The sequence below is a fragment of the Actinopolymorpha sp. B11F2 genome (assembly GCF_040195635.1).
Lineage (GTDB): Bacteria > Actinomycetota > Actinomycetes > Propionibacteriales > Actinopolymorphaceae > Thermasporomyces.
This window is the reverse complement of sequence record NZ_JBEFTX010000007.1, coordinates 305274-324231: the sequence shown is the minus strand read 5'-3', so window position 1 is coordinate 324231 and position 18958 is coordinate 305274. Positions and strand designations below refer to the sequence as shown.

The 18958-nt window shown below is 68.5% G+C and carries 11 protein-coding genes, 1 tRNA gene and 1 pseudogene; 8 read left to right on the top strand and 5 right to left on the bottom strand.

The annotated features are described in order from the left end of the window. Nucleotides 1–91 precede the first annotated feature (91 nt). From ABN034_RS34430 to ABN034_RS15840, 6 genes and pseudogenes are all read left to right on the top strand, one after another. Nucleotides 92–271, top strand: a pseudogene (locus ABN034_RS34430) (hypothetical protein); the annotation flags it as partial. Continuing rightward, on the top strand, nucleotides 268–2079 hold the full coding sequence (locus ABN034_RS15860; protein WP_349691770.1) for an ABC transporter ATP-binding protein: 1812 nt from the start codon (nucleotides 268–270) through the stop codon (nucleotides 2077–2079). The pseudogene ABN034_RS34430 and the gene ABN034_RS15860, both read left to right, overlap by 4 nt. A gap of 30 nt (nucleotides 2080–2109) precedes the next feature. Then, nucleotides 2110–3138 carry a patatin-like phospholipase family protein gene (locus ABN034_RS15855; protein WP_349691769.1) on the top strand — a complete coding sequence of 343 codons (1029 nt, stop codon included), beginning with the start codon at nucleotides 2110–2112 and terminating at the stop codon, nucleotides 3136–3138. Continuing rightward, nucleotides 3135–5495, top strand: a complete 2361-nt coding sequence (locus tag ABN034_RS15850) for a protein kinase family protein (RefSeq protein WP_349691768.1) — start codon at nucleotides 3135–3137, stop codon at nucleotides 5493–5495. The genes ABN034_RS15855 and ABN034_RS15850 overlap by 4 nt, the downstream gene beginning before the upstream one ends. A 120-nt stretch (nucleotides 5496–5615) precedes the next feature. Beyond that, nucleotides 5616–11144, top strand: a complete 5529-nt coding sequence (locus ABN034_RS15845; protein ID WP_349691767.1) for an ATP-binding protein — start codon at nucleotides 5616–5618, stop codon at nucleotides 11142–11144. A 398-nt stretch (nucleotides 11145–11542) separates the two neighbouring features. Beyond that, a complete protein-coding gene (locus ABN034_RS15840) occupies nucleotides 11543–12574 on the top strand; it encodes a sugar ABC transporter substrate-binding protein (RefSeq protein ID WP_349691766.1) in 1032 nt (343 codons plus the stop codon). 135 nt (nucleotides 12575–12709) lie between these two features. Here ABN034_RS15840 and ABN034_RS15835 read toward each other — a convergent pair whose 3' ends face one another. The 3 genes from ABN034_RS15835 to ABN034_RS15825 all read right to left on the bottom strand — a co-directional run bounded on the left by ABN034_RS15835 (nucleotide 12710) and on the right by ABN034_RS15825 (nucleotide 14835). After that, nucleotides 12710–13609, bottom strand: coding sequence for an ABC transporter permease (locus tag ABN034_RS15835; protein ID WP_349691765.1), 900 nt, complete (start codon nucleotides 13607–13609; stop codon nucleotides 12710–12712). An 11-nt stretch (nucleotides 13610–13620) separates the two neighbouring features. Further along, nucleotides 13621–14385 carry an ATP-binding cassette domain-containing protein gene (locus ABN034_RS15830; protein WP_349691764.1) on the bottom strand — a complete coding sequence of 255 codons (765 nt, stop codon included), beginning with the start codon at nucleotides 14383–14385 and terminating at the stop codon, nucleotides 13621–13623. 365 nt (nucleotides 14386–14750) lie between these two features. Continuing rightward, nucleotides 14751–14835: transfer RNA gene (locus ABN034_RS15825), tRNA-Leu, on the bottom strand. Between the two features lie 158 nt (nucleotides 14836–14993). On the opposite strand from ABN034_RS15825, the gene ABN034_RS15820 reads away from it, so the two are divergent. Continuing rightward, nucleotides 14994–16349 (top strand): M20/M25/M40 family metallo-hydrolase, encoded by a 1356-nt coding sequence (locus ABN034_RS15820; RefSeq protein ID WP_349691763.1) that lies wholly within the window; start codon nucleotides 14994–14996, stop codon nucleotides 16347–16349. Between the two features lie 53 nt (nucleotides 16350–16402). On the opposite strand, the gene ABN034_RS15815 is transcribed toward ABN034_RS15820, so the two are convergent. Together ABN034_RS15815 and ABN034_RS15810 are read right to left on the bottom strand one after the other, a co-directional pair. Then, a complete protein-coding gene (locus ABN034_RS15815) occupies nucleotides 16403–16612 on the bottom strand; it encodes a DUF5703 family protein (protein WP_349328518.1) in 210 nt (69 codons plus the stop codon). A gap of 91 nt (nucleotides 16613–16703) precedes the next feature. Further along, complete coding sequence (locus ABN034_RS15810; RefSeq protein ID WP_349691762.1) at nucleotides 16704–17687, bottom strand: aldo/keto reductase; 984 nt, start codon at nucleotides 17685–17687, stop codon at nucleotides 16704–16706. 137 nt (nucleotides 17688–17824) lie between these two features. On the opposite strand from ABN034_RS15810, the gene ABN034_RS15805 reads away from it, so the two are divergent. Beyond that, on the top strand, nucleotides 17825–18955 hold the full coding sequence (locus ABN034_RS15805) for an LLM class F420-dependent oxidoreductase (protein WP_349691761.1): 1131 nt from the start codon (nucleotides 17825–17827) through the stop codon (nucleotides 18953–18955). The last annotated feature ends 3 nt before the right edge of the window (nucleotides 18956–18958 follow it).

Genomic DNA, 18958 nt, shown 5'->3' with positions numbered 1-18958 from the left:
CCTGCGGGGGTTCCAGCGCGTGGGCCCCTTGGACGACCAGCGCCGGCATGAGTTCCAGGAGGTCTCCCCGGACGAGCAGGGACCTGACCACACGGACGAGGTGACCACGGTGGTGATCTCGCACCGCTTCTCGACCGTCCGCCAGGCCGACCGGATCTGTGTCCTGGACGCCGGCCGGCTGATCGAGGACGGTACGCATGACGACCTGGTTGCCGCCGGTGGCAGGTACGCCGAGCTGTTCCACCTCCAGGCGGCGAGGTTCGCCGGGTGACCGGCCCGCGGGACAGGCGTCCGTTCACGCTGCGCGCCCTGTGGCTGATGGTGTCGTTGGCGTTCCGAGCGGATCCGGTGGGGGCGTTCCTGCTGTGTCTGACGATGCCCACCTACTACCTCTCGCCGGCCGCGGGCGCGGTCGCGACGAAGCTGCTCGTGGACGCCGCGCTGCGCGGGCAGACGGCCATGGTGGCGTGGGCTGCCGTGTTCGCCGGCTTCGCCGTGCTGGCCGCCGCGGGTTCCCTGAAGCTCGAGGTGTACCTCAGCTACACGATCGACAAGAAGGTCAACGCCCTGGTCCAGCGCCGGGTCGCGGAGATGCTGGTCCGGTTGCCTGGCGTCGAACACTACGAACGCCCGGACCATCTCGACGAGGTGCAGCAGCTGCGCGACAACGCGGGCGAGCTCGGCTCCGGGTTGCTCGCCGCGTTGAACATGTTCGGCCAGGTCTGCCAAGTCGTCGTCGTGTGCGCGCTGCTTGCCGCCCAGACACCCCTGCTGTTGCTGCTGCCGCTGTTCGCGGTGCCGTCGTTCCTCGCCGCCGGATTCTCCAACACGCTCACGAAGAACGCGTCGGAGGAGTCCGCCGAGTCCGAACGCATGGCCCACCGGATCGTCGGCATGGCGTCGCAGTTGCCGGTCGCCCGCGAGACCCGGCTGTTCGGACTCGGCGACGAGTGGCGTGACCGGCACCGCCGGCTCGTCACGTCGGCCGACCGGATCCAGGGATCGGCGTACCTCCGCTCGACCCTGCTGGGGGCTGCCGGCAACCTCCTCTTCGCGGTCGGGTACTTCGGCGCGGTCCTGCTGGTGATCAACCGGGCGACCAGCGGCGAGCTGAGTGCAGGAGATGTGGCGCTCACCGTGGTCCTGGCCGGGCAGGCGCACGGCTTCATCTCCGGGCTGGTGGACGGAACGAAGTTCCTCGCCGGCATCTTCATTGTCGCCGCGCGGATGGACTGGCTCACGGCGTACGAACGAAACGAACTCGGCGCCCGCGCGAGCGACGACCCCCACCCCGCTCCAACCCGGATCGCCAAGGCCATTCGGCTCGAAGAACTGTCGTTCCGCTATCCGGGCACCGAGAGGCCGGTCCTCCACGACGTGTCGTTGGAGCTGCCCTCCGGTGCTGTCGTGGCATTGGTCGGCGAGAACGGCGCCGGCAAGAGCTCACTGGTGAAGCTGCTGTTGGGCTACTACGCGCCCACGTCGGGTCGGATTCTCCTCGACGAGACCGACCTGGCCACCATCGACGTGGGGGAGTGGCGAAGTCAGGCGTCGGGGGCGTTCCAGGACTACTGCCGCTTCGAGTTCCTGGCCCGCGAGTCGATCGGCATGGGCAAGGTCGAGGACATCGTCAACGAGGCGCAGGTCCTCTCCGCCGCCCAGCGCGCGGGGGCGGACCAGATCGTCACCGGCCTGCCGAAGGGCCCGGAGACCCAGCTCGGCGCGGACTGGGAGGGCGGCACCGACCTGTCCGGGGGGCAGTGGCAGCGGATCGCGCTGGCCCGGTCGATGATGCGTGCGCATCCGCTGCTGCTGGTGCTCGACGAGCCGACGGCCGCTCTGGACGCCCAGGCAGAGCATGAACTTTTCCAGTCGTTCGCCGCGGCGGCGGCCGACACCGGCGACGCGGGCGGGATCACGGTCCTGGTCACCCACCGGTTCTCGACCGTGACCATGGCCGATGTCATCATCGTGCTCGCCGACGGGCGCGTCGCAGAAATCGGCGACCACAGCGAGCTGATCAGCCGCAAAGGGTTGTACGCAGAGCTCTTCGACCTGCAAGCTTCCGCCTATCGATGATGATCTTCTGCACGCGGGGGGACCGACACCATGGGTGGGAAGTACTGGACGCCTGACCATCCCGTGCTGCGGGTCCTCGACGCACGCCGGTCGCGCAAGGACCGCCCGGGTCGCCGGGAGGACCCGCACAAGGTAGGCCTGGCGATCCAGGGCGGCGGCATGCGCGGTGTCGTCTCCGGCGCGATGCTGACGGCTCTGGACGACCTCGGCCTGCACGACTCCTTCGACGCGATCTACGGTTCGTCCTCGGGCGCGCTGAACGGTGCGTACTCCTACGCCGGCGACAGCTGGCGGCAGCTCCCGATCTACTGGGACGACCTGACCACCGGCCACTTCATCGACCTCCGGCGCGGGTTCTCAGGCAACGTCGTCGACCTCGACTACGCCTTCGACGAGGTGGTCGGGAAGCTCCGCCCGCTCGACGCCGATGCAGTCCTGAGCTCCGAGATCCCTTTGCACGTGGCGATCTCGCTCGTGGACGAGATCCGGACCCACACCGTCTCGTCGTTCAGCTCGGCAGAGGACCTGCGGCTCGCGCTGCGGGCCAGTGCGTGGCTGCCGGTCGCCGTGCGCGGGACGGCCGAGTTCCACGGCCAGCGGGCGATCGACGGTGCCATCCTCACCACCCATCCGTTCCGGCTGGCCGAGGACGACGGCTGTACGCACATTCTGTCCCTCAGCACCCGCCCGCTCGGCCCTGGACGGGTGACCCCCTCACTCGTCCAGCTCGTGAGTGGCTGGCACCTGGACAGGATCCGGCCCGGACTGAGCAAGGCGTACCACCTGGCCATCCGGGGCTACCAGCGCGACCGTGCCCGGCTGTCGGTGGCGAGCCGCACGGCGAATGGTCCGCCGCACATCCTCGACATCGCGCCTCTTCCTGACGCGGTGCAGATCCGGCCGCTGGAACGGGATCCAGGTCGACTCATTCTCGCGGCGCGATCGGCGTACGAACTGGCACACTGCGTTCTCGACCACGGCGACGTGGACGCCCTGCGTGCGGGGGCTTTCCGGACGGTGCCGAGGTTCACGCGGGTCAACCGCGGGGAGCGCTCATGACCCCCGACGTCCGGACTGTGCTGGCGGCGGTGGAGGCCGTCGCGTCGCCCGGCGGGAGACTCCGGCGAGGCCATCCGTTGACGGAGTGGACCGTCGACCACTGGCGCACGCTCCTGCGCGACCTGCCCATGGACAGCGGAACGTTCGCGGCACAGTACGAGTCGTCCTGGGACACCGCGATCGCGGGTCTCGAAGCGTGGTGCCTGGCGCACCGTGCGGCGGAAGAGTCGGCGCCGGACGAGCCGGCGCCGGACGAGCCCGCGGCGGGAAGCCTCTCCGGCTACCTGGGTGTCCTCCTCCTCACGCTGGTGTCGCTGCGGCATTCCGAGCAACGCCGGTCCCTCGACCATGACATGGGCGAACGGCTGCGCGGAGCCCCGGCCCACGACTGCGACCGCGTGTGTCGGGCCCTCGTCGGCGAGCCGGCGGTGCGGGAGGCGCTGCGGACGCTCTACGCACCCGATGAGGGCTCGGACCAGGCGGCGGTCCGCGAATGGGAGAACCTCGACTTCTCGACACTCGGGTTCCACCGGCATGGCACGACGTCGTTCATCCTCACCGGGACACCACGTCGCCGTGCGCACGGACAGCTGAGGCCCTTCGCCCTCAAGTGCATCATCCATCCCTTCCTGCGGATTCCCACGCTCGGCCGGGCGACGGAGGCGTACGCCGAGACCTACGCGCTGCCGAACACCGAGGTGGACCACCTGGTGTGGGTCTGGGCGAGTACGACGAGCTGGATCCTGATGGACTTCGTGCCAGGCCAGACCCTCGCCGAGCGCCTCGAAGCCGAGGCCGAGCAGCGCCGGCCGGGCGTGCTCGACGCGTTCTTCCCCACCGACGCGACCGGCGACGGGGCGGCACCGGTGCATCCACGTCTGCGCCTGGACCTCGTCGAGAAGTTCGGGCACGAGTTGTTCCTCGCCCTGGCGGAGCTCGAACGCTGCGGCCTGCGCCACTGCGACCTCTCGCCCTCGAACATCATCGTTGTGCCCGACCCGAACGAGGACCGGGAAACTCTCAAGCTGATCGACCTCGGGGTCAACTACCTCTACCTGCACAACATGCCGGGGCACGTCGGCGTGGACGCGGCGTACGTGGCGCCCGAGATCCGGTCCGGTGCGGCCGACGGCAAGGCCGATGCCGCCGGCTACCTCCCGTCCGACCTTTTCTCGTTCGGCCAGCTGCTGATCCTGTTGGGGGCTGGCCGCCTCGAGCTCGACGGAACTGTTCCCGGGATCTTCTACGCCGAGGCACCGCTGATCGCCCGGTTCATCGAGGACCTCACCGACCGCGATCCCGGGCGGCGGCTGCTCATCTTCGGCACACGTGGCGAGGATTCGACGTCGATCTATGAGGACCTGCGCGACTACTTCGGAGAGGAACTCGAGGCGGTCTGGGCCGAACGTGCCGAACAGGGCGGGGCCCGGAACTCCCTGTGGTGGCACGAGATCGCGGGCGTGTTCCAGCCGCTGTCGGGTGCGCTCAGCCGGCAGCGCCGGCTCTGGCTGGTTCGGCGGCGGCAGAGCCTCTACCGCAACCCGACCCGCAACATGCGGGTGCGCTGGCTGCTCGGCTGGTCGACGATGTCGGCGGCATGTTGCGCGATCACGTCGGCGGTCGTCCTCATGTGGACGCTGCGCGGCGCCGGACTGGACTGGGACAACCAGATCATCGTCGTGCTGCAGAAGCTGTTCGGCGCCTCCTCGGACGAGCTTCCACTGCTCGACCAGCTCCGCGCCGACGACTACGCGCTACCCCGGGGCGTGGGAAGCGTCTGGCTCGGGGTGCTCGGGCTCAGCTTCACGCTGGTGGGCGTGAAGTACTACCAGAGCCTGTTCGCGGGAGTCACCCCGCTGGTGACCGGGTGGCGGTCGGGTTCGCTGACGGTCCAGGCGATCCTTGCGGAGTTGGCGATGCGCAGCTGGACGGTCCTTCCGCTCGTGACGATCCTGCCGCCGTTCCTCGTCCAGCCACGGTGGTGGCCGCTCTTCGTCGCGGCCGCGATGTCCCTCGTGACGCTCGCGAACTGGGCCAGCTCACAGTTCGCGCGGACCGCCCTGTCCCGGGGCCGTGACCACGGGCTCTCCACCGTGCCGCGACGGGTGTCGGGCATCGCTACGTACGCCTCGTGGATTCCGGGCAACACGTTCTACGCGCTGACACTCTGGATCATCGCCGGGCTGCTCGTCGTCGGCGCCGCCAGGGACACGATGGTCTACATCGTCGGCATCGCGTTCGTGAACGTCGTTCAGCTCTATGTGGTGAAATGCGGCTTCCAGGGCCCCGACATCAGGGCCGGCCTGGCCCGGGCCTGCATCACGGCCGAACGTCTCCGCTCCGCCAGATATCCATGATCATCGTGGCCGCGACCGGGGGGTTGACTCGACGGTAATGCTCGCGGGCTGAAAGCCTGTGCCCGTGGTGGCGGCGATCCGGCGCCGCGGCGTGCTCGGTGGAGTCAGGAGGCCGGTCGGGTGTTCAGGCGTATCGCAGTGGTGAATCGGGGCGAGGCCGCAATGCGGCTGATCAACGCCGTCCGAGAGCTCAACGCCGAGGGCGGCGGGCCGATCGAGACGGTCGCCCTCCACACCGACGGCGAGCGGAGGGCGACATTCGTGCGGGAGGCCGACCTCGCCTACTCGCTGGGGCCCGCCTCGGCGCGACCGTACCTCGACCACGCGGTGCTCGAACGCGCGCTGCGCGAGACGAAGGCGGACGCCGCATGGGTCGGTTGGGGCTTCGTCGCCGAGGATCCGGCGTTCGCTGAACTGTGTGACCGGCTCGGCGTGACGTTCATCGGGCCGTCGCCGGAGGCGATGAGGAAGCTGGGCGACAAGATCGGCTCCAAGCTCCTCGCGGAGGAGGCCGGGGTATCGGTCGCACAGTGGAGCGGAGGCCCGGTCGAGTCGCTGGACGCCGCGCTCGCGGCGGCCGAGAAGATCGGCTACCCCGTGATGCTCAAGGCGGCCGCGGGCGGCGGCGGCCGTGGCATCCGCCTGATCACGTCGGCCGACGAGCTCAAGGAGTTCTACGACCGCACCCGTGACGAGGCGACGCGCGCCTTCGGCAGCGGCGTGGTGTATCTCGAGCGGCTGGTGACCGGTGCCCGCCACGTGGAGGTGCAGGTGCTCGGCGACGGTCAGGGCAGCGCCTGGGCGGTCGGTGTGCGGGACTGCTCGGTGCAGCGCAGGAACCAGAAGGTGATCGAGGAGTCCGCCTGCCCCTTGCTGTCCGCGGGGCAGGTCGAGGAGCTCAAGACCTCGGCCGAGCGGCTCGCGCTGGCGGTCGGCTACTGCGGCGCCGGAACAGTCGAGTTCTTGTACCACCCGGGCGACAGGGCCTTCGCCTTCCTCGAGGTGAACACCCGGCTGCAGGTGGAGCACCCGATCACCGAGATGACCATCGACCTCGACCTGGTGAAGGCGCAGCTGCGCATAGCCGCCGGCGGCCGGCTGGAAGGCGACAGACCGACCGAGACCGGGCACGCCGTCGAGGCCCGGCTGTACGCGGAAGACCCGGATCGCGACTTCGCCCCGTCGCCTGGCCGGATCGTGCTGCTCGACCTGCCGGCCGGGCCCGGTGTGCGGGTCGACACCGGCGTCAGTGAGGGCGACACCATCCCGTCCGACTTCGACCCGATGATCGCGAAGATCATCACGTACGGCCGGACCCGGGAGGAGTCGTTCGCCCGGATGCGACGGGCGGTCGCGGCGACCACGGTGATCATCGAGGGCGGCGTCACCAACAAGAGCTTCCTCCTCGAACTGCTGGACCAACCTGAGGTGATCGACGCCAGCGCGGACACCGGCTGGATCGACCGCGTCCGTCGTGAGGATCGACTCGTCTCGCACCGGCACTCCGGCGTCGCGCTGGTCGCGGCGGCGATCGAGGGGTACGAGGACGCCGAGCGGGTCGAGCGGCTTCGGCTGCTGGAGACCGCGCACGGTGGCAGGCCGCAGGTGCAGCACCAGGTGGGCCGGGCGATCGACCTCAAACTGCGCGGGGTCCGGTACCGGGTGACGGTCGCGCGGATCGGCCCTGGCCGGTACAGGGTCGGCGTCGGAAGCGGTGACGACCTGCGCGTGGTCTACGGCGAGCTGGAGCGGCTGGGCAGCTACACCGGTCAGCTGGTCATCGGCGGCCAGCGCTTCCGGCTGGTCACCGCCACGCACGGTCCGGTGCACCTGGTCGAGGTGGACGGCGTCACCCACCGGGTGAGTCGTGACGAGGGTGGGGTCATGCGCTCGCCCGCGCCGGCCCTGGTGGTCGCGACGCCCGTGCAACCGGGCAGTGTGGTGGACGCCGGTGCGCCGGTGCTCGTGCTGGAGAGCATGAAGATGGAGACGGTGCTGTATGCGCCGTTCAAGGCCACTGTGCGCGAGCTGTTGGTCTCCACCGGCAGCCAGGTGGAGACCAGCGCACCGCTGGTCCGGCTGGAGCCGGTCGCCGAGGGGAGCGGGGAGGCCGACGCCACGGCGGACAGCGGGGTCGGGGTCGACCTGCCGGACGGCGCTCGGGAGCTGTCCGCTTCGGAGCGGGCCGAGCGCGGTCTGGACGATCTGCGCAGCATGTTGCTCGGTTTCGACATCGACCCTCGGGACGAGGGCGAGATGCTGTCCGGCTACCTGGAGGCCCGGGCCGAGTTGGCGGCTGCGGGTGGGGCTCCGGTGCCTGCGGAGATCGAGCTGCTGCAGGTGTTCTCCGACTTCGCCGAGCTGAGCCGCAACCGACCCGCAGGTGAGGAGATCAACACCGAGAACCGGGTGCACAGTCCCCGCGAGCATTTCCACACCTACCTGCAGAGCCTTGATCCGGAGCGCGGCGGCCTACCGGAGGAGTTCCGTATCCGACTCGCCCGGGTGCTCGGCCACTACGGCGTCTGCGATCTGGAACGCAGCGCCGAGTTGGAGGAGGCGGTGTTCCGCATCTTCCTCGCGCAGCAGCGGTCGATCCCGGACGTGCTGTTGGTCACCGCGTTGCTGCAGTGCTGGATCGCCGAACCTCGGCCGGTCGCACCGCTGGACGAGGCGGTGCACGACGTGCTGGACCGTCTGGTGCTCGCCACCCAGCTGCGCTTCCCCGTCGTCGGCGACCTGGCCCGCAGCGTTCGCTTCCGCTGGTTCGACCAGCCGTTGGTGGACGAGGCGAGGGCCGAAGTGCTTGCCGGCGTCGGCACCGAGGTCGCGTCGCTCGCGGCGAATCCGGATGCGCCGGACCGCCGGCAGCGGATCGAGGCGCTCGCTGCCATCCCGGAGCAGATCGCCCGGTTCCTGGCGCAACGGTTGGAGCGTGGGGTGGGGAATGCGTCCATGAGCACCGAGCGCGAGCCGATGCTCGAGGTGCTGATCCGCCGCCACTACCGCGAGTACGAGCTGCACGACCTGGGCGAGTCCGCCGTCGATGGGCGACCCTTCGCGACGGCCGACTACTCGGTCGATGACAGGCCGACCCACCTGGTCAGCACGGTCGGCACGATCGACGAGCTCGCCGATCCGGACAGCGGCCTGGTCCGCGCGCTCACCGCGCAGATCGCCGCCCGACCGCCCGGGCACGAGGCGGTGGCCGACCTGTACCTCTTCGGGCCGGACACTCCGGAGGGGCCGCAGGACGCCTCGGACGTGTTCCGCGGCCTCGTCGCCGCTTTGCCGGTCGCCCGGCGGGTGCGCCGGGTCACCCTCGCCATCGCACGGAGCGGCCACCAGCCGGTGGAGTACTTCACCTACCGGCCGGCCGGCACCTCGGTCGCCGAAGACGACAACATCCGTGGTGTCCACCCCATGGTGGGGCGGCGGCTGAACCTGTGGCGACTCCGCGACTTCCGGATCACCCGGCTGGACGCACCCGAGGACGTGCTGCTCTACCACTGCGTGGCGCGGGAGAACGACGCCGACCAGCGGCTGGTCGCGCTCGCCCAGGTCCGCCAGTTCGCCGTCGTCCGGGACGACGACGGCCAGGTGACCTCCCTACCGCACGTGGAGCGTGCGATCGCGAACTGTCTGGAGGGGATTCGCCGGGCGCGCAGCGCGCGCGGTACGGCCGGCGCACGCCTGGACATGAACCACGTCTGGGTGCACATCTGGCCGATCGTCGACGCCCAGGTCGACGAACTGACCGCTCTGCAGGCCAACATCACGCCGCTCACCGCCGGTGCTGGCATCGAGGAAGTGCGGGCAGAGGGACGGGTCAGGGCGCCGGACGGTGCCGCGGCGCCGGTCGTCGCACGGTTCTCTTACCAGCCGGGTGCCGGCGTTGTCACCTCTGTCGAGGCACCCGCGACCGAGCCGCTCAAGCCGCTCGACGACTACGCCCAGAAGGTGCTGCGCTCACGTCGCCGCAACATGGTCTATCCGTACGAGTTGACCGACATGATCGCCGGTCCTGGCGGCTCGGTCATCGAGTACGACCTGGACGACGCTGGAACGCTCGTACCAGTCGACCGGCCGCGCGGTCTCAACAAGGCGGGGCTGATCGCCGGAGTGGTCAGTACGCCGACCCTGCGCTACCCGGAGGGCATCACCCGCGTGGTGCTGAGCGGCGACCCGACGAAGGCGCTCGGCGCGGTGGCGGAGGCGGAGTGCTCGCGGATCATCGCGGCACTCGACCTGGCCGAACGGATGCGTGTGCCGGTCGACTGGTTCGCGCTGTCCGCCGGTGCCCGGATCTCGATGGACTCCGGCACCGAGAACATGGACTGGATCGCCAGGGCGCTGAAACGGATCGTCGAGTTCACCCAGGCAGGAGGCGAGATCAACGTCGTCGTCGCCGGCATCAACGTCGGTGCGCAGCCGTACTGGAACGCCGAGGCGACGATGTTGATGCACACCAAGGGCATCCTGGTGATGACGCCGGACAGCGCGATGGTGCTCACCGGCAAGCAGTCGTTGGACTTCTCCGGCGGCGTCTCCGCTGAGGACAACTTCGGCATCGGGGGCTACGACAGGGTGATGGGCCCGAACGGGCAGGCGCAGTACTGGGCCCCGGATCTGAAGAGTGCCCGGGACGTGCTGATGGCGCACTACGACCATACGTACGTCGTCCCGGGTGAGTCCGGGCCGCGGCGGGCAGAGACGACCGATCCGCTCGACCGGGACGTCACGACCTACCCGCACAACGCACCGGGCAGTGATTTCCACACGGTCGGCGACATCTTCTCCGCCGCGACGAACCCGGACCGCAAGAAGCCCTTCGACATCCGCACGATGATGCGGTCCGTGACCGACCAGGACCACCCGGTGCTGGAGCGCTGGGCCGGGATGGCCGACGCGGACACCGCCGTCGTCCAGGACGCGAGACTCGGCGGATACCCCGTCTGTCTGCTCGGAATCGAGTCCAAATCCGTACCGCGCCGGGGTTTCCCACCCACCGACGGGCCGGACACCTACACCTCGGGCACGCTGTTCCCGCGCTCGTCGAAGAAGGTGGCCAGAGCGATCAATGCGGCGAGCGGAAACCGGCCGCTGGTCGTGCTGGCGAACCTGTCCGGCTTCGACGGCTCACCGGACTCCATGCGGAACCTTCAGCTCGAGTACGGCGCGGAGATCGGCCGCGCGATCGTCAACTTCGACGGCCCGATCGTGTTCTGCGTGGTGTCGCGCTACCACGGTGGGGCGTTCGTGGTCTTCTCCAAGGCGCTGAACGCACGCATCACGGTTCTGGCGGTGGAGGGTTCGTTCGCGTCCGTGATCGGCGGTGCGCCGGCGGCCGCGGTGGTGTTCGCCGGTGAGGTGGACGCACGTACGTCGGCCGACCCGCGCGTTTCGACGCTGGCCAAGCGGGTGGCCGAGGCGAGCGGGGCGGAGCGGGCCGCACTGGCCACCGAGCTGGTCGAGGTACGTACGGCGGTCCGGGCCGAGAAACTCGGCGAGGTCGCGGCGGGGTTCGACCGGGTGCACAGCATCCAGCGGGCCGTGGACGTCGGCTCGGTCGACGCGGTGATCAGGGCGAACGAGCTGCGCCCCCGGCTCATCGAGGCGATCGAGCGTGGCCTCGCCGCCCTCGGCTGAGAGCGCGAGAAAGGTTGCCCGGCCCTTCTACCCGCGGATGCCATGGGCTTCATTCGTGCTATCCGGATCGTTAGTATCGCGAATTCAATAACCCCCGATGTCCATCGAGTCTGACTTCGTACCGTTCGCGTTGGGTGAAGATCGCCTGCAGAGTTTGCGAGGACTGGGCGCTTTCCGGATAGCTCAATGACTATCGCCCTATCCAGTCAGTGTGGAAGCCTCGATGGACTGCGGCGTGCGATAGTGAAGCGTGAGGACGTCGTCGATACCTGCACGGCGCCCTTGTCACCTGTGGCGGGTCAGACGTCGAAGCCACGGTGAGATGCGCGGAGGGTCTGATGCGCCGAACACGCAACGGTAAGGACAGGAAGCGGTGGCGAGGCCCGACAATTGCGGCCATGGTGGTTTCCGCCATCCTGGCGTTCTCGACCATTTTGACCCTGGGCGCTTGTGGTGCCAATGACGGACGCGGCTCGGACGACGAGGTCATCATCGGCCTGATCACCAAGACCGACACCAATCCGTTCTTCGTCCAGATGAAGCAGGGCGCTCAGAGGGCTGCACGCGAGCAGGGAGTCACCCTGCAGACATTCGCCGGTCGCCAGGATGGCGACAACGAGAGCCAGGTTCAGGCGATCGAGAACCTCATCTCGGCCGGTGCCAAAGGATTCCTGATCACGCCGAACGACTCCAAGGCGATCGTTCCGGCCATCGACAGGGCTCGCCAGCAGGGCCTGCTCGTCATCGCCCTCGACACTCCGACCGACCCAGCCGACGCCGTTGACGCAACGTTCGCGACCGACAACTACAAGGCCGGCTCGCTCATTGGTCAATGGGCGAGGGCGAAGTTCGACGATGAGGGCAGGCACGCGAGGATTGCCATGCTGGACCTCAATCCCAATCAGGTCTCCGTTGACGTCCAGCGCGACCAGGGATTCCTGGAGGGATTCGGAATCGACGTCGAGGACAAGACCAGGATCGGTGACGAGGACGACCCGAGGATTGTCGGGCACGACGTGACCGACGGCGCGGAGGAAGGCGGCCGCACGGCGATGGAGAACTTGCTACAGAAGGATCCCTCGATCAACCTTGTCTACACGATCAACGAGCCGGCCGCCGCTGGTGCGTACCAAGCGCTCAAGGCTGCGGACAGGGAGAGGGACGTCGTCATCGTCTCCGTCGATGGCGGCTGTCCTGGCGTGGACAACGTCGAGGCGGGCATCATCGGCGCCACCTCCATGCAGTTCCCACTGAAGATGGCCACACTCGGTGTGGAGGCGCTCGCCGAGTTCGCCAAGGACGGCACCATGCCTGCTGTGACCGAGGGCAAAGCCTTCGTCAACACCGGCACCAAACTCATCACCGACGAGCCTCAGGACGGCCTTGCGTCTAAGGGCTCGGCCTGGGGCAAGCAAAACTGCTGGGGCTGACAGGTCACTACGCCCTCACCTTCCTGATCCACTGGTCGACGGCGACACCGACAAGCACCATGAGGCCGATGGCGAAGCCCTGCCAGACCACCTGGACACCGGAGATCTGCAGTCCGTTCCGAAACACACCGACGATCAAGGCACCGACCAACGTGCCGAGCACACCACCACGGCCACCGAAAAGGCGGTGCCACCCAGGACAACCGCGGTGATCGAGTCGAGGGCGTACTCGACGCCGATGTTCGGACTCGCCGAGGCCAGCCTTCCAATCAGGATCCACGCACCGATGGCATACAGCAGCCCTGCCACGGTGTAGACCGAGAACAACACCCGACCCGTGCGAATCCCGACCAAACGCGCTGCCTCATCGTTGTCTCCAGAGGCATAGATGTGCTTGCCCCAGGACGTCTGACCGAGGGCGTACGCAAAGTACGCGAACAACGCCAGCATGATGATGGAGCCGTACGTGATCCGGAAATCGCCGACGGCGAACGTGATTCCGGTCCAGGTCATGATCGGCGGCATGTCGGCGCCCCGGACGGTGGCGCCTTCGGACACCACGAAATTGAGGGAGAAGAAGATGCTCAGTGTCCCCAGGGTCACGATGAACGGCGGCAGTCCTATCTTTGTGACCAGCGCACCGTTCACCGCACCCATGGCGGCGCCGAGGGTGAATCCGACGACCAGTGCGAGCCCACCCGGCAGCCCGGCACCGACGGCAAGATTCGCCATCAAGATCGACGAAAAGACCGCGATTCCACCTACCGACAGATCGATACCGGCGGTCAGGATGATCAAGGTCTGACCGAGAGCCAACACTGCGATCACCGTCACCTGACCCAGCACCAGCGACAGGTTCGAGGCCGACAGAAAGCGTGGGTTCACCACCGAGAAGGCGGCGATCGCCAGGATCAGGACGAACAGCGGTCCAAAGGTGCCGTAGTCGCCGGCCAGGTTCTTGATTCGCAGCCGCAGACGGGCCGGGCGGCTGGTGCGCCTCGAATCCAGGAACTCGCGCAGGCCGGTCCGTGTCATCAGCCGTACCGTCACCCGCCGAGGTCCGACAGGCCGCTGGAGATGAGATGGCTGATTCGTGCCTCGGACAGCTGGCCCGATCGAAATCGCCCGATTACTTGACCCTGGCGAAGGACGGTGAGGCGATCAGCTACACATAAGGTCTCGTCTATCCTGTGGGACACGACGATCACTGCAATTCCTAGATCGTGTAGCCGTCTGGTCAATTCGAACAGCTTCTTGACCTTTCCGACGGCCAAGTTCGCTGTTGGCTCATCCATGATCACGAGCCTGGCGTTGAAGGCAAGCGCACGCCCGATGGCGACAACTTGACGTTGACCGCCAGATAGGTGGCTGACCTTGAGGCGCGGATCAAGTTCGACGTCGAGCGAGGCCAGGACCCGACATGCCTCCTTGTCCATGTATGGGCGGTCCAGAATGCGAAGAAGCTTGCCGATTGTTTTCCTTCGCACCTCCCGCCCGAGGAAGATGTTGGACCGAACGTCGAGGTTCTCGGCCAGCGCAAAGTCCTGATAGATCATCTCGATGCCATGTTGACGAGACTCACGCGGCGACGAGAAGTGCCTCACCGAACCATCGACAGCGATCGTTCCGGAATCCGGCTGATAAACACCCGCCAATATCTTCATCAGGACCGTCTTGCCAGCACCGTTGTCGCCAACGAGTGCGTGGGTCTCGCCGGGCCTGACGTTCAAGCTGACGCCTCGTAGCGCCTGAACCGCGCCGAAGTTCTTCCAGATGTCGACAAGTTCGACTAGGGGCGGATTCGCGTACATATCCAGCTCTCAGGGCTCGATCGTGATCGACGCGCAATCAAGGTTCAATGTTAACGCTCAGGAAATGGAGGACAGCAACGGCACCTTCGCCCTCACCATCGTGGCGTCGGCAAGACTCTCGCTGATTGGTCGCGGGAAGTGGCCGACGTTCTAGGCGGGCGCCTAAATGCGTTGACTTCAAGATTTTGTTCGTCAAGTTCAGACATGAAATTGCGCTGGGTCCGCGGTGATATCCGTCGATGGCGAACTACGATCTTCGCGGAAGAAATCATCAAGGCGCTCAGCCGGGGGACACCAGCCAGCCGTCGCGCGGCCCTGGAAGCCGGAGCCGACTCCACCCACGCCACCGATGGGCGTAGTGGTCGTGTCCGAGGGGGGACTCGAACCCCCATGCCCTTGCGGGCACTAGCACCTCAAGCTAGCGCGTCTACCAAATTCCGCCACCCGGACAAGGTCGCACCCACCTGCCGCGGTGCGCGGCGCTCACTGTAGCAAACTGTCCGGAAGGCACCGTACGACAGGAGGCCCTGCCATCGCTCCCCGGCTGGGAGCGAAGTCACCGGGCCCAACCGGCGACGTCGCCAGCCGTACGCGGCAGGATGTGACGTATGACCGACGAGCCGACAGTCACCCCGTCCGGCCAGAACCTCGGCCGCGGACCCGGCCCCGATGCCGAGGTCGTGCAACTCTGCCGCGACCTGATCCGCATCGACACCACGAACTTCGGCAACGACGATGGGCCGGGGGAGCGCAAGGCCGCCGAGTACGTCGCGGCCAAGGTCGCCGAGGCCGGCCTGGAGCCCGAGTTGTACGAATCCGAGCCGGGCCGTACCACTCTGGTCGCCCGCTGGGAGGGTGCCGACCCCACCGCGTCGCCGCTGCTCGTGCACGGCCACCTCGACGTGGTGCCGGCGATGGCGGCGGACTGGAGCGTGGACCCGCTCGCGGGGGAGATCCGCGACGGCTGCCTGTGGGGCCGGGGCGCGGTCGACATGAAGGACTTCGACGCAATGGTCCTGTCGGTACTGCGGGCCAGGGCGCTTACCAACCGGCCACCGCGTCGGCCGATCGTCCTGGCGTTCACGGCAGACGAGGAGGCCGGCGGCCACAAAGGCGCCCACTGGCTGGTCGAACACCACCCGCACCTCCTCGACGGATGTACCGAGGCGATCGGCGAGGTCGGCGGCTTCTCCCTGACGGTGCGCGACGATCTTCGTCTCTACCTCATCCAGACGGCCGAGAAGGGCATGGCCTGGATGCGCCTGCGGGCCAGGGGCACGGCCGGGCACGGGTCGATGCGTAACGACCACAACGCCGTGACCGAAGTCGCCGAGGCGGTCGCCCGGATCGGTCGCCACGAGTTCCCGACCCGGATCACACCGAGCGCGCGGGCGTTTCTGAGTGAGATCTCGGACGCGCTCGGGATCGACCTCGACCCGGACACCGACGACGTCGAGGCGGCGCTGTCGCGGCTCGGCACCGTCGCGCGGATGATCGGCGCGACGCTGCGGAACACGGCCAACCCGACGATGCTCGACGCTGGGTACAAGGCCAACGTCATACCCGGAGAGGCCACGGCGACGGTCGACGGGAGGTTCGTCCCCGGGGCGCAGGAGGAGTTCCTCGACACCATCGACGAGCTGATCGGCGACCACGTCACCCGGGAGATGATCAACTTCGACAGTGCGCCTGAGACAGAGTTCGCGGGCGCCCTGGTCGAGGCGATGAAGACCTCGCTCGCGGCGGAGGACCCGGCGGCACGCGCGGTGCCCTACCTCATGTCGGGCGGTACGGATGCCAAGGCGTGGGACCGGCTCGGCATCCGCTGCTTCGGTTTCGCGCCGCTACGGCTGCCGCCGGACCTCGACTTCGTCGGTATGTTCCACGGCGTGGACGAACGCGTCCCCACCGAGTCGCTGGAGTTCGGTGCGCGCGTCCTCGACCGGTTCCTCGACCTCGCCTGAGCCTGTCACCGACCGGCAGCCGGACAGGCGCAGCGGCCGGACACGCCACGAGGTCAGGCGACCGCGGTCGCCCCCGTGGGCAGGGTCTTGTGGACCCTGATGATCCGGCGCCGGAGGGTGACGGTGCGCCGGCCGTCGGGATAGACCCGCACCCGTGCCAGCTCCCAGCCGCCGTACTCCGCGCGTTCAACAAGCAACTGCCGCACCACTCGTCGGGAGAGCGTGCGCGGCAGCTTCAGCTGATGCGTTTCGTACTCCGCCATCGCTCCATGGTGGCACGCGATTCGGACATGTGGCGGACCGACACCGGCACAGCCGGGTGGCAGCAGTCTGCGGCCACCGGTGCGGCGGGGGTCACCGCTCGGACATCGTCCGTTCGGGATAGCCGAGCGGTATCTCCGACACGTCGTCCAACGCGGCGACGATCTCCGTGGGGAGTTCGACGTCCTCCACAGTCAACGAGCCCCGCAGCTGGGCGGCCGTCCGGGCGCCGACCACGGGCGCGGTGACGCCAGGCCGGTCCCTGACCCACGCCAGAGCCACCTCGAGCGGCGCCAGTCCGAGCCCGTCGGCCGCCCGGCACACCGCGTCGACGACGCGGTGTCCGCGCTTGTCGAGGTAGACGCCGACGAAACGTTCGAAGTGCGGGGAGGCGGCCCGGGAGTCCGCGGGCGTCCCGGTGCGGTACTTCCCGGTCAGCACCCCCCTGCCGAGCGGTGACCAGGGGAGGACGCCGAGGCCGAGCGCCCGCGCGGCGGGCAGGACCTCGCGTTCGATGCCCCGCTGGAGCAGGGAGTACTCCACCTGGGTCGATGCCAAGGGTGAGCGCCCCGGCCAGGAGGTCTGGTGGCTCGCGGCGACACCGGTCTGCCACCCGGTGTAGTTGGACACCCCGACGTAGCGGACCCGCCCGCTGGAGACCGCGAAGTCCAGCGCGGCAAGTGTTTCCTCGAGCGGAGCGGCGTCGCTCCACGCGTGGACCTGCCACAGGTCGATGGTGTCGACCTCGAGCCGTCGCAGCGAGCCGTCGAGCTCGTCGAGGAGGGTACGCCTGGAGGCGTCGACGAGTCGCTGGCCGGTGTGCTGGGAGACACCAGCCTTCGTCGCCAGGACCAGCTCCTCGCGCTGGACCAGGTCACCGATCAGGGTGCCGAGCACCCGTTCACTGTCACCATCGGCGTAGGTGGCCGCCGTGTCGACGAGTGTCCCGCCGGCCTCGACGAACGCCGTCAGCTGGTCGCGGGCCTCGTGCCGGTCGGTGTCGCGACCCCAGGTCATGGTGCCGAGCGCGAGCCGGGAGACCCTGAGTCCGGTCCGCCCGAGGTACCGCTGCTCCATCGACGATCCCCAATCAGTCCCCGACACGCCAGCCGCCCCGAGCCGGCGGGACCGTTCCGGCGGCAGTGCGTATGGGACATTAGTCGACCCGCACTGCCGGCGCGGCCCCCAGCAGCGACAAGTAGGCTCGCCGGACCGTGCCGCTCGCCAGGATCATGCAGCACGCGGAGAGCAGGATCCTGCGTACGTCCAACCGGGACAAGGAGGGACCCTTCGTGCGTCTGGGAGTGACCCTCAGCGCCTGGGACACGGCTGACCTGACGGCCAACCTGGCACTCGCGGAGGAGGCGGACCGGCTCGGCTACGCCGTCTGCTGGGCGGCCGAGGCCTACGGCTTCGACGCGGCGACGATCCTCGCCACCGTGGCGGCGCGCACGGCGCGGATGGACGTCGGCTCCGCGGTCTTCCAGATCCCGGCCCGCACTCCGGCGATGACCGCGATGACGGCCGTGACCCTCGACGCGCTGTCCCACGGCAGGCTCCGGCTGGGGCTGGGCGTCTCGGGTCCGCAGGTCTCCGAAGGGTGGTACGGCGTCCGGTTCGGAAAGCCCCTCCACCGCACGCGGGAGTACGTCGAGGTCGTCCGGACGGTCCTTGACCGGGAGCGGCTCGACCGGACCGGCGAGTACTTCACCCTGCCACTGCCGGATGGTCCGGGGAAGGCGCTGCGCCTGTCGGTCCGGCCGGTGCGTGACCGTATCCCGCTCTACCTCGCGGCCGTGGGCCCGGCCAATCTGGCGCTCGCCGGAGAGATCGCCGACGGGTGGCTGGGCGTTTTCGTCGCACCGGACCACCTTCCGGAGTCGTTGACCCACATTCGTACGGGCCGGACCCGGGGCGGGCGCGACGACACCGAGCAGTTCGACGTCGTGGCCTGCGTACCAGCCGTCGTCGGCGACGACGTGGCAGCGTGCGCGGACCCGGTGCGCCACTACGCCGCGCTCTACCTCGGCGGCATGGGAAGCCGTGACAAGAACTTCTACAACGCCCTGGCCGTACGCATGGGTTACGAAAAGGAGGCGGCCCGGGTACAAGACCTGTACCTCGCCCGCCAGCATCGTGACGCGGCGGCCGCGGTACCGCTCGCCTTCGTCGACGACACCTCACTCCTGGGTCCCGCCGAGCGGATCGCGGCGCGCCTCCGCCGCTACGCCGAGGCAGGTGTGAGCACACTGTCCGTCCTGCCGTTCGGCGCGACCGTCGAGCAGCGGATCACCACACTGCAGACGATGGCCGGCGCCCTGGTGGCATCCGGCGTGGGGGAGTAAGAG